Below are 15,989 nucleotides of genomic sequence, written 5' to 3' on the forward strand. Positions count from 1 at the left end.
TGGCCGAACATGAAAACGGCGAATCGGTTGCAGACGAACCTATGATTGCTGCTGAGGAAGACAATGAGGCTGCCCGCGCCGAACAGGAGATGGTGGCTGAAACCCAGGCTGAACCGGCACCTGAAGCCGATTCAGATCAGGCTGCCGTGGCCGCGATTGCACAGACCAATGCTGAAGAAGGCGAAGACGAAACCTTAGCGGCACGCCACGATATCCCGATGGAGGATTATGAGGCAATGCCTATGGACAGGCTGGTTTCCGAACTTGACAAACTCGTAGCCGTTGAAAAGGTCATGTCGGTGAAAGACCATGTTGAGCAGGTAAAAACTGCATTCCTTTCAAAATACAATCATTTCATAGACGAGAAAAAAGAAGAATTTCTTGCCGAAAACCCGGACACGACGGAAGAATTCCATTACCACTATCCGTTGAAGGCAAAGTTTGACACACTGTACAATCAGTTCCGTGACAAGCGCAATGTCCATTTCAAGAGCCTGCAGAATAACCTGCAGGAAAATCTTGAAAAAAGGCTGGCTATAGTCAATGAGCTTAAGGAACTCATCAATGCGCAGGAAAATATCAAGGACACACTCAAGCATTTCAACGAGTTGCGCGAGCGCTGGAAAAATGCAGGTCCGATACCGAAAGATAAATACAACCACGTTTGGAACAATTATCATTTCCACCTTGAAAATTTCTACGATTACCTGCATTTGGACCGCGATGCACGCGATCTTGACTTTAAGCACAACCTGACACAGAAGCTTAAAATCATTGCACGTGCTGAAGAATTGGTCAACGAGCCGGATGTGAACAAGGCGTTCCGCGAGCTGCAGGACCTGCATAAAATCTGGAAAGAGGACATCGGGCCGGTCTCTAAAGATTACCGAGAGGAAGTCTGGAACCGTTTTTCCGCATTGACCAAGCAAATGCACGACAAGCGCGAACTGATTTTTGAAAGCCAGCGTGAACGCGAAAACCAAAACCTGGAAAAGAAAAAGGAAATCATCGGTAAAATTGAAGCATTGGCGCAGGAAAAAATGTCAGCGCATGCATCATGGCAGGGACAGGTTGAAAAAGTTGAGGCGTTGCGCAACGAGTTCTTCTCGGCAGGCAAAGTCCCTTCAGAAGTGAATGAGGAAACCTGGTCGGCTTTTAAAACCGCAGTACGCAATTTCAACGCGCTGAAAAATTCGTTTTACAAGGACATCAAGAAAGATCAGAACGACAATCTCAATAAGAAGCAAGCCCTGGTGGAAAGGGCCAAAGCGCTTCAGGAAAGTGAAGATTTTGCATCCACCACTCCAATCATGAAGCAGATCCAGGAAGAATGGAAACAGGTTGGGCACGTGCCACGTAAATATTCGGATAAGATATGGAAGGAATTCAAGGATGCCTGCAACCGTTATTTTGAAAGGCTGAAAGCTCAAAGAAACGAGGCCAATGAGGAGGAAATGGAAGCTTTTGAGAAAAAGAAAGCGTACGTTGAAAGCATGAAGGATTTCGAATTTACCGGAAACCATAAAACTGACCTTGATGCTATTAAAACCCATATCGAAACCTGGAAGACCCTTGGAAAAGTGCCATTTTCGAGAAAACATATCGATGGAAAATTCAATAAGGTACTCGACGGCCTGTTTGAAAAATTAAGCCTGAGCAAGAAAGATACTGATATGATGCGTTTCGCCAATAAGGTAGAGCAGCTTTCAGAATCGAATGACACGCGGAAAATTGACAACGAGAAGATTTTCCTGATGCGCAAGATCGAGGAAGTGCAGTCCGAAATATTCCAATTGGAAAACAACATCCAGTTTTTTACCAATACCAAGAATGCCAAAAAAGAAAATTCCATCGTGCTTGAAGTTAGGAAAAACATTGAAAAGCACAAAGAAGAACTTTCGGTTCTCAAGGATAAACTTAAAAAAGTCAGGAGCCTGAACCAGGAATAACCGCTTTTTCATAAAATAAAAAAATCCCGCTTTCCGGCGGGATTTTTTTATGGGATAAAAGTGGGTGCTATATTTCGCCCTTCTTCATAAACAGGTAATACACCGGAATCCCAAGCGCAACAATACACAATCCCAATCCGGTATTCAACGTATCGTACCGCAGCAGCGCCACGCAAATGGCCGTAGTGACGACAATATAGAGCGCAGGAATGAACGGGTAGCCGAATGCCTTGTACGGGCGTTCCGCATCCGGTTCCCTTTTTCGTAAAATGAATATACCTCCAATCGTAAGCATGTAAAACAACAATGAGGCAAACGTCGCGTAGGTCAGCAAATCGCCGTATTTTCCTGAAACACACAGGACACAAGCCCACAGGCATTGTACCCAAAGCGCTTTTGCCGGCACGTCGTGTGCATTGAGCTGTCCGGCGGACTTAAAAAACTGCCTGTCTTTGGCCATTGCATAAAACAGCCTGCCGCCTGATAAAACCAGCCCGCTGTTGCATCCGAAAGTCGATACCATGATCAGGCCCGCCATGACAAACACACCGATATTGCCCATAAAAACGCTTGCTGCAGCGGCGCCAACGCGGTCTTCACTGGCAAATGCAATCCCCTTCTGGACCACCGTCGCCCCGTCGACTGAACCGCCGATTGGCAGTAAGGCAAGATAGGCGATATTTGCAAGGATGTAAATGATGGTGACAATCAAGGTTCCAAGGAACAGGCTTCTTGGTATATTTTTCTTGGGATCTTTGATTTCCCCTGCAATGAAAGTAACGTTATTCCACGCATCGCTCGAAAAAAGCGAATTGATGATTGTCGCGCCGGCAGCACCGAGTACGGCCATGCCTGCAAGCTTGGTGACGGTAATTGTACCATCGGGATTGACGACGGTTTTGGAAGCCTCCCACATGTTGGCGAAGTTCTGGGAAAGCACATCGGATTTCAAACCGACGTACAAACCGAAGATGATAATAGAGAATAGGGCCACCAGTTTGGCCAGCGTAAAAATCAACTGAATCGTTTTGCCGGTCTTCACCCCCTTGGTGTTGATGTAGGTCAGCAAGACGATGCTTATCATCGCCAAAATCTGTTTGTACGTAAACGTCCAAGCCGCTCCGATCGCAAAGATTTCGGTATCAAGTTCAGGAAAAAATACGGCGGTATACTTTGCAAAAGCCACCGCCACTGCAGCGATTACCCCAGTCTGTATGACGGTGAAAACGGTCCATCCGTAGAGGAAAGACAGCAATCTGCCGTAAGCACGCTGTATGTAGACGAACTGCCCGCCTGCCGTCGGCATCATGCCAGCGAGCTCGCCGTAGCTTAAGGCCGCCGTCATGGTGAGAAAACCGGTGATGAGCCACAACAACAGGATCCAGCCTGCTGACCCAATGTCACGCGCCATGGCCGAGGTTACTATAAAAATACCCGAACCGATCATCGATCCTGCAACCAGGCTGGTGGCATCGACGAGTCCGAGTGAACGTTGCAAATGGTGTTTTGTTTCAGGCATGTTTTTGGTTAGCTTTTATTAATATTATATATGTCATGGCAATGGGTTTCAATGCAAGTTAAAATAAATTCAATTTTAACAATTGGTAGGCATTTTCAGTAACAGATACATTCGGGAAATTCGTAGGGACGCATTTTCCCCTTCCCTGAAGGTAAGATACAAATTCCCGGAATAACTCCATTGCGTAAAATCCACACCAAATCATAATTTATAACGATTTGTACGGAACAACGGTTCGGACTTATCGCGCGAACGTGTTAAATTTTCTTCGCTTCATTCCAGAACACATCCATTTCGGCCAATGTCATGTCGCTCAGCGGTTTGCCCAATGCGTTAGCCTTGCCCTCTAGATACTGGAATCTTTTGATAAATTTCTTATTGGTCCTTTCCAGGGCGTCCTCAGGATTGATGTTCAAAAACCGGGCATAATTGATCATCGAGAATAACACGTCTCCGAACTCGCTTTCCATCTTATCCTGATTGCCAGCCTGTACCTCATCGGACAGCTCCTGCAATTCCTCCTGCACTTTTTCCCAAACCTGCGACGGTTCTTCCCAGTCAAACCCTACACCTTTCGCCTTATCCTGGATACGACTCGCTTTCACCAATGCGGGTAAACTTTTGGGAACACCTTCCAAAACCGATTTTTTCCCTTCTTTGAGCTTAAGTTTTTCCCAATTCTGTTTCACTTCCTCTTCATCTTTCACTACCGTATCGGAATAAATATGCGGATGGCGGTGGATGAGCTTGTCACAGATTTCATTACACACCTCAGCGATGTCAAAGTCGTTCGTCTCACTGCCGATTTTAGCGTAAAAAACAATGTGCAGCAACAGGTCACCCAACTCTTTTTTTACCTCCTGCAGATTATTGTCGAGGATGGCGTCACCAAGTTCGTACGTCTCCTCAATGGTCAGGTGGCGTAACGACTGCAACGTCTGTTTCCTGTCCCACGGGCATTTTTCGCGTAAGTCGTCCATGATGTCGAGCAATCTCCCGAACGCCTGAAGTTGTAACTGCCGGTCTGCCATAAATTTAGTTTTGCATAAAAATAGAAAATCCCGCCACTGCAATTGAATGACGGGATTATATTTTATAAAAAGATGTTAACTATTCTTCCGAAACCGCTTCCTCTTTTGATTTTACAGGCGCTTCCTTGGAAACCAAACCTTTTGCCTGAAGCTGGTTGTACCAATTCAAAACCTTCTTGATGTCAGAAACATACACACGGTCTTCATCGTAATCAGGAAGGATTTCAGCAAAATATGCCACCAACTTGTCGTTGTCTTCCTTGTGGGACAGCGCCGGGCCATTGTCTTCCTTCTGCGCGATACTGCGCATGACTTCTGCCAAAGGCTTCTCCTCGGAATGTGTATACATTGAAATTTCGGAAAGCAGGCTGACGTTACTACGTAGGCCGACAGTAATTTTTTTGCCATCCAGCAACGACTCAGCGACGAAACCTGTTCGGGTTTGGATCTTCAGTGCATATAAACCCGGTTTTCCGGAAATGGCCAATATTTTCTCTAAATTCATGTTTTATATGTTAATCGTTAAAATCGGTATATCTTATCTGCCTTTTTTGGCAAAGAATTTCATTTTATAATCGGCCCTGATTTTTCCTTCCATAATATTGAGGAGCCTTTTTTTAATCATTTGCTTTTTCAGCGTCGATACATGATCGGTAAACAGTATGCCTTCGATGTGGTCATACTCATGTTGGATTACACGGGCCGCCATACCATCAAATTCCTCCGTTTTCTTTACGAAATTCTCATCATAGTATTCGATGGTGATGCGCTCATGCCGGTAGACATCCTCACGCACATCGGGTATACTCAGGCAGCCTTCGTTAAAAGCCCACTCCTCACCTTCTTCCTTGAGCATTTTGGCGTTGATAAAGATTTTCCTGAAATCGCCCAGGCTTTTGCGTTCGTCCTCGGGCAAATCGTCGTCATCGCTGAACGGCTCCGTGTCTACTATAAACAAACGTATCGCCAGTCCGACCTGCGGCGCGGCAAGTCCAACACCCGATGCATTATACATGGTCTCAAACATATCGGCGACAAGCTGCTTCAGGTTGGGATAATCGGCTGAAATCTCTTCACACACTTTCCGTAAAACCGGGTCACCGTAACCTACGACTGGTAAAATCATGTTCTTACATTTAATCCCTGAGCAACCAATGGATTCCTTTTGGGTCAGCAAAAATAATGAAAAATCCATCATCACCTAAAGCCGCGCGCATAATTGACATTTTTTTACAATTTCAGCGTAAAAGCCGGGACAGGCATCATTTATCGGTTTAACATTTTTTACCTTTGTAAGGAATCGATACCAATGATAGCGAAAATCAGGGAATTTACGGGCGGCATGAATTTTGCAAATGCGATGAAGATTACTTTGGCCGCAGTCATTCCGGTTATTTTACTGAACGGCGTCGGGTATTTTGAATACGGTTTTACCATCGCCGTCGGGGCGCTGCTTACCTATCCGTCGGACATCCCAAGCAACAAGACGCACAAAATCCGCGGGGTCTCTATTGCGGCATTGATTGTCGCCGGCTCAAACCTGCTGGTCAATGTCCTGCATCCTTTCCCGTATTTGCTGTATCCGGTCTTCACGTTCCTCATCTTTTTCCTGGCCATGATTTCGGTGTATGGGCAACGGGCTAACATGGTATCATTTTCCGGCCTGCTTGCGCTGTCGCTGGCATTCGCACACATCCACAAAGGAACTGACATGCTGGTCAATGCCGGGCTGATGCTTGCCGGAGGGCTTTTTTACCTGCTCATTTCCATAGCCTACGACCTGATCTGGCCGCACCGTTACGTGCAGCAACAGATAGCGGAATGCATCCGACTTACGGCAAAATACATGAAACTGCGCGGCGACTTGTGGGATGTCGGTGCCGATCGTACCAAAATCATCGAAAAGCAATTGCACCTTCAGGTCGAACTCAATACCATCCACGAAAATTTACGCGAAATCCTGATCCGGTACCGTTCGCAATCCGGCGCGTCCAATGAGAACCGCAAAATGCTGCTTGTATTTGTATCCTGCGTCGAAATCCTGGAACTGGGTTTGTCAACCGCGTTCAACCACAACGAATTGCACCAAAAATTCAGCAACTTCCCCAAAGCGCTGCCCACGTACCAACAGTTGGCCTACCATCTTGCGGCAACGCTGAAGCGGATCTCCAAAAGCATTTCCAACAACAAACAATACCAGCAAAAACAACGGCAAACGCTCAACGATGCGCTGGAAGCGTTGGAACAGGTGATTGCTTCCTACCGGACTGAATTCGGCGAAACCGCAGCATCCGAAGGTGTACTGATGCTTTCCAACATGCTGCACTATGCCGAAAAACAGATTGAGAAGATACGGGTTATCGAACGCGCCTTTTCGACCAAAAATGACGTCAGGGAGCTCACGGTTAAGGACCGCGAACTCGAAAAACTCATCACACCGGTATATTATCCGTTCAATACCTTTAAGGAGAACCTGAGTTTTTCGTCGCTCATCTTCCGGCATTCACTCCGGATAACCGCCACCATCCTGCTCGGCCTGATTGTCGGTAATCTTTTGCCGCTGCAGAATCCGTACTGGATCCTGCTGACCATCATCGTAATTATGCGCCCGGGGTACGGACTCACCAAAGAGCGCTCCTACAACCGCATCGTCGGTACGGTCCTTGGTGGCGTGATTGCTTTTGCCGCGCTGCATTTCATACACAACCACGCCGTAATCGGGACAATTGCGGTGGTTTCGATGCTATTGGGTTTTGCGTTTACGCAAATTAATTATAAGGTAGGCGCCACGTTCGTCACGATGTACGTGGTCTTTATCTATGCCTTGCTGATGCCCGAAAACACCAAAGTGGCCGAGTTCCGAATCCTCGACACAGCGATTGGCGGCGCCCTTGCGTTTATCGCAAATTACCTGCTATGGCCGTCGTGGGAGTTCCTGAGCCTTCCGGCCTACATCCGCAAATCGGTCAATGCCAATGCAAATTACCTGCGTGAAATCAAAACCTACTACGCCGCTAAGGGTGATACTACCCCGGCTTACCGGGTTGCGCGAAAAAATGCCTTCGTAGAAACGGGCAATTTGATGGCATCCTTCCAGCGCATGTCCCAGGAACCCAAATCAAAGCAAAAACAGATCCAGCTGCTCTACAAGATCGTGGAGTTGAACCACACCCTGCTGTCGGCATCCGCATCGATTGGAACTTACATACAGACGCACCATACCACGAAATCGTCGGAAGCATTTAACGTCGTGATGAACACCGTCATCCGGAACCTCGACAATGCCATCAAGGTGCTCAACCATGAAGTAGCCCCGTCGTCGGTGAACACCGAATCAAGGGATCATGAACTCGACCTTCGGTTCACGGAACTTAAGAACCTGCGTGCGAAAGAGCTGCGCGCCCTCGCCAATGATGACGACGAGTTTTATCTGAGAATGCAGGAATCCCAACTCGTTATTGAACAACTGGTATGGCTGATCAATTTATCGGAAAGTATTGTGAAAGCCATCCTGAAACTTGAAGAGAAGCACTAATTCGCTGCCATGTAGCCCTGTAGCATAATCGTCGCGGCAATCTCGTCCACCAGGGCCTTGTTGCGGCGCTGTTTTTTATTAAGCCCGCTGTCTATCATCGTCTGGAAAGCCATCTTCGAGGTAAACCTTTCGTCGGCGCGCACGACCGGCATCGCGGGAAACTTTTTCTGGAACATCAGCACAAATTTCTCGATGATTTCGGTACTTTCTGAAGGCTGCCCATTCATTTGCAAAGGTTTTCCGATAATGACTTTCTCGACTTTCTCTTCCGCAAAATAACCCTGAAGGAAATCAATCACCGTGTCTGATGCAATCGTGGTCAGTCCGGACGCAATGAGCTGCAATTCATCCGTAATGGCAATCCCGGTGCGCCTGAGTCCGTAATCTATAGCAAGCAGTCTGGCCATCTTATTTGATTAATGCGTAGTTAATTATAGACTGCATCTGGACCGGAAAGAACAGGTTCATGGCAATCACGACACAGTACAACCCGAACAGCAGGCAGGGCAGTAATACCGCCATCACCCACAACACCGAATACAGGTATGGGATGCGCTGGCGCGTCCTCGACTTCAGTTTGCGTGACAGCACAAAGGCTGAAGCCAGGATACAAACGCTGTGCAGCGCCAGCATAATTTTGTAGTATATGGGTACGTGCCGCGGCGTATAGTAATTCAGCAGCCACGAAGGGTAAAATGACAACTTATAATCCTGCAGGTGGACCGCACGGAAGTACAGCACGATTGACATCAGCATTGATACCGCCAGGTAGGTAAACGCCGCCCAAAAGGCTGCAATAAAGGCGTCGTGCATGCGCACTTCGTATTTTGTCAGGACCTTACCGATTACCCATAATCCAACCGTAGCGGGTATTGTGGCCAGCAAAGCGGAAGGCACAAAAACGATACCCGATACGAGAAGCAGTGTGGCGATGCCGTTGTGGATGGTTGTGTAGTCTCTGTCCATACGCGATCAAGCTTTCCCAAAAATAGGTTTTTTAGGATTATGATCCAGAATCTGCAGCGTTTATTTCAGCGTACAGGGAACAGAACAGGTGAACCATTTTCACTGACCCTATTTTGACTGTTTCAGGGGGAGGTAAATCGTAAATACGGCGCCTTTGCCCTTTTCACCCGAAGCGTCGATAAAACCTTTGTGTTCCTTTACCGCTTTTTCTACGATACTCAGGCCAATACCGGTACCTGAAATCTTTTCCTGTGCGGGCAAACGCTGAAAAAGATTGAATATCTTGTCCTTATACTCGTTATCGAAACCAATGCCGTTGTCAGCAACAATGAGCTCTACATACTCCATGTCTGCCTTTAGTGGAAATGCCGTCGTAAAATCCTGCCCTTTGCCCACTTTCGACCTGATTGTGATTACGGGGTGGCGCATCGAAAATTTAAGCGAGTTGGATACCAGGTTCGAGAAAAGCTGGCGCATCTGGAAAGGCACCGCACTGACAATGGGCAAATCATCACTTTCGATAATGGCTTTCTTGTCGGCAATCAGCAATTCATAATCGTTGCGGACCTGCTCCAGTATCTTATTGAGATCTACGCGCCTGAAGGTTTCCTTACTGCCCAGCCGTGAGTACGCCAGCAGGTCGTCGATAAGGTTGCGCATCCGGCCTGACGCGTTCTGTATGCCTTCAAGAAACACGGCCTTGCGCAGGTCATCCTGTCCTGTTTCACCGAGGCGGCTTGCGAAAATCTGTATTTTACGCAACGGTTCCTGCAAATCGTGGCTTGCAATGTGGTTGAACGACTCCAGCTGGTTAATAATCAGTTGCAAATGCTTGTTGGTGTCTCGCAACTCCTCTTCATTTTTACGAATGGTCGCGGTACGTTCAGTTACCTGGCTTTCAAGCATGGTGTTGAATTCGTTCAACTCCGCTTCCGCCTTCTTGCGGGCCGTAATATCCCTGAACACAGCAACCCCGTACGAACTTCCGGGGCCGCCTACCCTGGAATGCCTCACGTCGTACCAACGGTCCAGATCGGGTTGATAGCTTTCGTGTCTTTGCGGCAGTCCGGTGTCGGCCACAGCCTGTATTCGTTCCAATACGCCATGCCTCATATTCGGCAGCAATTCGGTGACCCGTTTCCCGACCGCATCCTTCCATCCCGTGTGTACAGCGAATGCGGCATTGGTTTCCCGGTAAATGATATCGATGACTTTGCCTGAAGCATCACGCTCAAGCTCAAAAAGTGCAAAACCATCGTCAATAGTTTCAAACAGCGTGCGGTATTTTTCTTCTGATTCCCGAAGTTCTTCTTCGGCTTTGGCCCATTCTACAGCGGCCCAGGTACGTTCTGCAGTTTCCTCGACAAGTTTGATTTCGTTTTCGGTCCAATGCCTCGGCGCGGATTGGTGAACGCTGAGCACGGCATGCGCCTTTCCATTTTTCACCAATGGCACCCCTATGGCCGCGCGTATACCGATCCCCTCGAACGATGCCTTGACTGCCGGCAACATTGAGGCGTCAGCATGCAGGTCATTGATCAGGACATTTTGCCCCGAATGGAAGATACCCATCAGTTCCTGCCCGAAATCGTCGACGCTGAGTCGGCCTTCAATCAGAGGCAATCCATTGGCATAACCCGGCCCGATAACCAATAAGTCATCGCCCTGAAGCTCTCCGTAAAATGCCCGGTTTACATCCAGATATTCACCCAATACCCGCATCGCCGCCTGTTGCAGCATCACGGGATCCTGTATGTAACGGATCGCGTCGTTGAGCTTTAGGAAATACGCCTGGCGTTCGTCCGCGCGCTTTCGTTCAGTGATATCATTGAAAATTCCAGTAATGCGTATGCTGCCGTCCCCGCCGATACGTGAAGCAAATACCGAATACCAATGCCCCGTTTGGGAACCCTGATATTCTATTCGCAAAGGCGCGCCGGTCTGGATGACGGTTTCGTAAGTTTCAAACCAAAATGGCTGCAGGTCGCCTACAATTTCACTGACTTTTTTACCGGTGACGGGCATGCCCGCAATGCGCTCAAAAGCCGGATTGGCCTCGATATAAAGCAGGTCTGCCGGTTTTTTATTGTCATCATACAGCATTTCCAGCACGCAGAATCCTTCATCCATGGAGTGGAAAAGGCTATGGAAAATGTCATTCGTTAAAACAGGTTTTTGGGCCATTTTATAAATTCCAGGAATCAATTCAATACACAACAAGTAGCACAAGTTACATTTTTTGTTTAAAAATGCGTATCACGGACTTCGGATATTTTTACAATATTTACACAGTTGAATGGAATATCGTACGGGTTTTCGCCCTCTCGGATATTTGCCATCAACCCAACCGAAAAAAAATCCCTTACATAACGAAGGGATTTTTTAATATTGAAAACTGTGACTGCGACTGTAAACTCATTATATTAGCCGAAAAGACAAAAACAATGAAACTAAGATTACTTCCCACTCTTTTCATCCTGACTTCATATTGTATCACATCGGCCCAAGACGGAACACCTGATATAACTTTTGGAACCAATGGCGTAACAATTGCAGATGTCAACCCCTTGAATCAGCAGTTTGTAAGTTCCTTAATAGTAAATGATGACAATAAGATTTTTACATGTGGTTACACAGGCGGCGCGGTTAACGGTTTTGATACCTTTTTCACCCGGTTCAATGCTGATGGTTCTATAGATACTTCATTCGGCAATAACGGTTCTGTTATTTTTGATTATAACAATTACAGTCAGTTTGCAAATGCTACATTACTACAGGCCGATGGGAAAATTATTGTTGCAGGAACCATTCATAATCACCCGGAAAACCCTTCTTCACAAAGCCTTATGGTATTTAGAATTAATGGGGATGGGACCCTTGACAGTACATTTGGTAATGAGGGGATGTTTATCAGCGAGCTCTACAGTTATTTTGATGCGGTTACCTTGGCATTGGATAGTAACAACAACATTATTATAGGTGCAAACCGGTATAGCCCGCTTAACGGGATGATCCTTAAACTAAATCCGGAAGGCACTACGATTCAACTCCTTAACACTATCAGTCCATTAACATCTTCTTCTGACAGTAGTTTAGTAAACACTATAAGAGTGCTTGCAGATGACAGAATTCTTGTTGCAGGATACAGAAAGATCAATTCAACGGGCACAGGCCAGGACATGGTAGTTATGCGCCTTAATGCGGATGGCAGCACAGACACTACTTTTGGAACAAATGGCTATTCTTATGTGCACAATCCAAACGGCAATATTTCGGATGACGCAGCCGTTTCCATAGTATTTATGCCAAATAATAAAATATTGATCGGAGGGCTCTCTATACCCAACCCAACTACTGCTCCTTACGTGAGAACTTATCTATTGGCACAATTTGATAGTGATGGTACACCTGACATGACCTATGGTATCGACGGGAAAGCCTACTGGAACCTTTTACCCGAATATAGCCTGGGTATTAATTATTACCCTATTGTACAACCTGACGGTAAGATTATCTTTTCGGGACAGAAAAGACTGATAGCAGACAACTCTTCTGATGGCCTGATTGTTCGTTTCAATAGTGATGGAACTTTAGATGAGAATTTCGGGATAAACGGTCAATTCATTATAGATACTAATAATCAGGAAGTTATTAGTTCAATAGTAATGCTGGCAAATGGTAAGATTATCGGTGCAGGGTTTGGACAGGGAGCAGGTTCTAATATACATGTTTTGCGATTACTTAACGACGTTGGACTGGATACAGAATCCCAAAATAAACCTGTCATTACTTTATATCCAAATCCAGTTTCAAAAGTACTTTATCTCAATCCCCTCCCAGCATTCGACGAGCATTATAAAATTGCTGACCTCAATGGCAGAATCGTTGCTAATGGATTTTTCGGGAACCAAGGAATAGCGGTTGAAACCCTGGCAGAAGGAATTTATTTCCTACTCACCGAATCTTACAACCCAATCAAGTTTATCAAACAGTAACTTTTCTAATCGGATTGTCTGCCGTCCATTGAAAATTATATTTCGCTGAGAATCAACCAATCTATAAACTATCTCAAATAAAAATCCCTTACATGACGAAGGGATTTTTTTATACTGAAAACTGTGACTGCGACTGTTTACTTACTCAAATACATCTTCCTTCTCGAATACAATTCATAAAACTGATCATCCTTCAGATCATCAATAAAAAGAATGCTTTCACCAGTCGATTTCATTTCAGGGCCTAAAGCCTTGTTTACATTATGGAATTTGCTGAATGAGAACACCGGTTGCTTGATGGCAAAGCCTTTCAATTGCGGATTGAAAGTGAAATCGGTGACTTTTTTGGCACCCAGCATGACTTTGGTCGCATAATTCACATAAGGCTCACCATAAGCCTTCGCAATAAACGGCACGGTGCGCGACGCCCTTGGATTGGCCTCGATGATGTACACGGTGTCGTCCTTAATGGCAAACTGTATGTTGATTAAGCCCACGGTCCGTAAGGCGAGTGCGATTTTCTTCGTATGGTCCTTAATTTGCTGCATGACAAACTCGCCGAGGTTGAATGGTGGCAACGTCGCGTTAGAATCACCTGAATGGATGCCGCACGGTTCGATATGCTCCATAATTCCGATGATGTAGACGTTTTCACCGTCACAAATCGCATCCGCCTCGGCTTCGATGGCACCGTCCAGATAATGGTCGAGCAGCAATTTATTGCCGGGAATGTTCTTGAGCAAATCAATCACATGCTCCTCCAGTTCCTGCTTGTTGATGACGATTTTCATGCCCTGCCCGCCCAATACATAAGAAGGCCTTACGAGCAGTGGAAAATCAAGTACATCAGCCAATGCCGAAGCCTGGTCTGCATTTTCAGCCACACCAAACTGTGGGAACGGAATTTTTAATTCGGTCAGCAATTCCGAGAAACGCCCGCGGTCTTCGGCCAAATCAAGCGCATCAAACGACGTGCCCAGGATCTTAATGCCGTATTTGGATAATTTCTCTGCGAGCTTCAGCGCAGTCTGCCCGCCCAATTGTACAATAACGCCTTCGGGTTTTTCATGTCGGATGATGTCGTAAATATGCTCCCAGAATACGGGTTCGAAGTACAATTTATCAGCCGTATCAAAATCTGTGGAAACAGTTTCGGGATTGCAGTTGATCATGATTGTTTCGTAACCGCACTCTTTTGCAGCCAAAACGCCGTGCACGCAGGAATAGTCGAATTCGATGCCCTGTCCGATGCGGTTTGGCCCTGATCCTAACACGACAACTTTTTTCCTGTCGGAAACAATGCTTTCATTGGCAACATATCTCTTACCGTCCGCCGTTTCGATTTCAGCCTCGAAAGTAGAATAATAGTAAGGCGTCTGCGCCTTAAATTCAGCCGCGCAGGTATCGACGAGTTTGTACACGCGATTCACATTCATCTGCTCGCGGAGTTTGTACACCTGGCTTTCCAGACAGCCCATCATGTGTGCAATCTGCCTATCGCCGTATCCTTTCTGCTTGGCTTCAAGCAACAATTCCCTGGGAAGCGTGTCGATCTTGTAAGTGGATATTTCCTTCTCAAGCACGTGCAGTTCTTCATATTGCCTGAGAAACCACATGTCGATTTTTGTAATCTCGTGGATGCGGCTTAGCGGAATGCCCATGGCAATCGCATCGTAAATGACGAAGACACGGTCCCAACTCGCAAAGGTCAGTTTCTCGATAATCTGCTCGTAATTGCGGTAACCCTTTCCGTCTGCCCCGATTCCGTTGCGTTTGATTTCCAGCGACTGCGTGGCTTTGTGCAACGCTTCCTGAAAAGAACGCCCGATGCCCATGACTTCGCCTACAGATTTCATCTGTAGCCCTAAAGTCCGGTCCGCGCCTTCAAATTTATCGAAGTTCCAGCGTGGTATTTTGACGATCACGTAATCCAGCGTCGGTTCAAATAAGGCCGAAGTGGATTTGGTGATTTGATTCTGCAATTCGTCGAGGTGGTAGCCCAAAGCCAATTTTGAGGCAATCTTTGCAATCGGATAACCGGTCGCTTTTGAAGCCAATGCCGAAGATCTGGACACACGCGGGTTGATCTCGATGGCAACGATATCTTCCTTTTCATCAGGTGACACGGCAAACTGCACGTTGCAGCCCCCGGCAAAATTCCCGATGGAACGCATCATCAAAATCGCCATGTCGCGCATTTTCTGAAAAGTAGTATCAGATAATGTCATTGCAGGGGCGACGGTAATCGAATCCCCGGTATGGATGCCCATCGGATCCATGTTTTCAATCGAACAGATGATTACGACATTGTCGTTCTTATCCCGCAAAAGTTCCAATTCATATTCTTTCCAGCCCAGCAATGCCTTATCGATCAGGACTTCATGAATCGGCGACGCCTCGAGGCCACGCGTAAGCAATTCGTCAAAATCCTCTTTTCTGTGTACAAAAGCCGCCCCGGTGCCGCCCAATGTAAACGACGGGCGAATGACCAGCGGGAATCCGAACTCCTGCGCGATTTCCTTTCCTTTAAGGAACGATGTTGCCGTTTTAGCGGGTGCAGCCGGAACCCCGATTTTCTCCAGCAGTTGCTTGAACTGCTCCCGGTCTTCGGTAATGTTGATTGCGTTGATGTCGACCCCGATCAGCCTGACGCCGAAATCTTCCCAGATGCCTTTTTCGTCCGCCTCAAGGCAAAGGTTCAATGCCGTTTGCCCGCCCATCGTAGGCAAAACGGCATCAATCTGCGGATGCTCCCTGAGGATTTGTATGATTGATTTTGTCGTTAACGGCAGCAGGTATACATGATCGGCCATTGAAGGGTCGGTCATGATGGTCGCGGGATTTGAGTTGATCAGGATGACTTCGATTCCTTCCTCGCGGATGGAACGCGCGGCCTGTGAACCGGCATAATCGAATTCGCAGGCCTGACCTATCACAATAGGCCCTGACCCGATGATGAGTACGGATTTGATGGAGTTGTCTTTTGGCATTTAT

Annotated in this window: 11 protein-coding genes; 3 read left to right on the forward strand and 8 right to left on the reverse strand. The window is 46.8% G+C overall.

Annotation, left to right across the window (positions count from 1 at the left end):
* The first annotated feature begins 89 nt into the window (after positions 1–89).
* Positions 90–1,949: a DUF349 domain-containing protein gene (locus HYN48_RS14790; protein ID WP_245946014.1), complete on the forward strand. Its 1,860-nt coding sequence runs from the start codon at positions 90–92 to the stop codon at positions 1,947–1,949.
* 67 nt (positions 1,950–2,016) lie between these two features.
* Here the strand turns inward: HYN48_RS14790 and HYN48_RS14795 are convergent, their stop codons facing one another.
* The 4 genes from HYN48_RS14795 to def all read right to left on the reverse strand — a co-directional run bounded on the left by HYN48_RS14795 (position 2,017) and on the right by def (position 5,625).
* Positions 2,017–3,468, reverse strand: a complete 1,452-nt coding sequence (locus HYN48_RS14795; protein ID WP_108373100.1) for an APC family permease — start codon at positions 3,466–3,468, stop codon at positions 2,017–2,019.
* 257 nt (positions 3,469–3,725) lie between these two features.
* Entirely contained in the window at positions 3,726–4,499 is a 774-nt protein-coding gene (gene mazG, locus HYN48_RS14800; protein WP_108373102.1) for a nucleoside triphosphate pyrophosphohydrolase, read from the reverse strand.
* 79 nt (positions 4,500–4,578) lie between these two features.
* Positions 4,579–5,004 carry a DUF5606 family protein gene (locus HYN48_RS14805; RefSeq protein WP_108373104.1) on the reverse strand — a complete coding sequence of 142 codons (426 nt, stop codon included), beginning with the start codon at positions 5,002–5,004 and terminating at the stop codon, positions 4,579–4,581.
* A 33-nt stretch (positions 5,005–5,037) separates the two neighbouring features.
* Complete coding sequence (gene def, locus HYN48_RS14810) at positions 5,038–5,625, reverse strand: peptide deformylase (RefSeq protein WP_108373689.1); 588 nt, start codon at positions 5,623–5,625, stop codon at positions 5,038–5,040.
* Between the two features lie 183 nt (positions 5,626–5,808).
* Here def and HYN48_RS14815 point away from each other — a divergent pair, with 183 nt between their 5' ends.
* On the forward strand, positions 5,809–8,034 hold the full coding sequence (locus HYN48_RS14815) for an FUSC family protein (RefSeq protein WP_108373106.1): 2,226 nt from the start codon (positions 5,809–5,811) through the stop codon (positions 8,032–8,034).
* Here HYN48_RS14815 and ruvX read toward each other — a convergent pair.
* From ruvX to HYN48_RS14830, 3 genes are all read right to left on the reverse strand, one after another.
* Positions 8,031–8,441 carry a Holliday junction resolvase RuvX gene (gene ruvX / locus HYN48_RS14820; protein WP_108373108.1) on the reverse strand — a complete coding sequence of 137 codons (411 nt, stop codon included), beginning with the start codon at positions 8,439–8,441 and terminating at the stop codon, positions 8,031–8,033. The genes HYN48_RS14815 and ruvX overlap by 4 nt on opposite strands.
* A 1-nt stretch (position 8,442) precedes the next feature.
* Positions 8,443–9,000, reverse strand: coding sequence for a hypothetical protein (locus HYN48_RS14825; protein WP_108373110.1), 558 nt, complete (start codon positions 8,998–9,000; stop codon positions 8,443–8,445).
* A gap of 108 nt (positions 9,001–9,108) precedes the next feature.
* On the reverse strand, positions 9,109–11,184 hold the full coding sequence (locus HYN48_RS14830) for an ATP-binding protein (protein ID WP_108373112.1): 2,076 nt from the start codon (positions 11,182–11,184) through the stop codon (positions 9,109–9,111).
* A gap of 65 nt (positions 11,185–11,249) precedes the next feature.
* Here HYN48_RS14830 and HYN48_RS14835 point away from each other — a divergent pair, with 65 nt between their 5' ends.
* On the forward strand, positions 11,250–12,995 hold the full coding sequence (locus HYN48_RS14835) for a T9SS type A sorting domain-containing protein (RefSeq protein ID WP_108373114.1): 1,746 nt from the start codon (positions 11,250–11,252) through the stop codon (positions 12,993–12,995).
* A 137-nt stretch (positions 12,996–13,132) separates the two neighbouring features.
* On the opposite strand, the gene carB is transcribed toward HYN48_RS14835, so the two are convergent.
* Positions 13,133–15,985 (reverse strand): carbamoyl-phosphate synthase large subunit, encoded by a 2,853-nt coding sequence (gene carB, locus HYN48_RS14840; protein ID WP_108373116.1) that lies wholly within the window; start codon positions 15,983–15,985, stop codon positions 13,133–13,135.
* Positions 15,986–15,989 lie beyond the last annotated feature (4 nt).

Origin of the sequence: Flavobacterium magnum (genome assembly GCF_003055625.1) — a bacterium.
GTDB classification, from domain to species: Bacteria; Bacteroidota; Bacteroidia; order Flavobacteriales; family Flavobacteriaceae; genus Flavobacterium; species Flavobacterium magnum.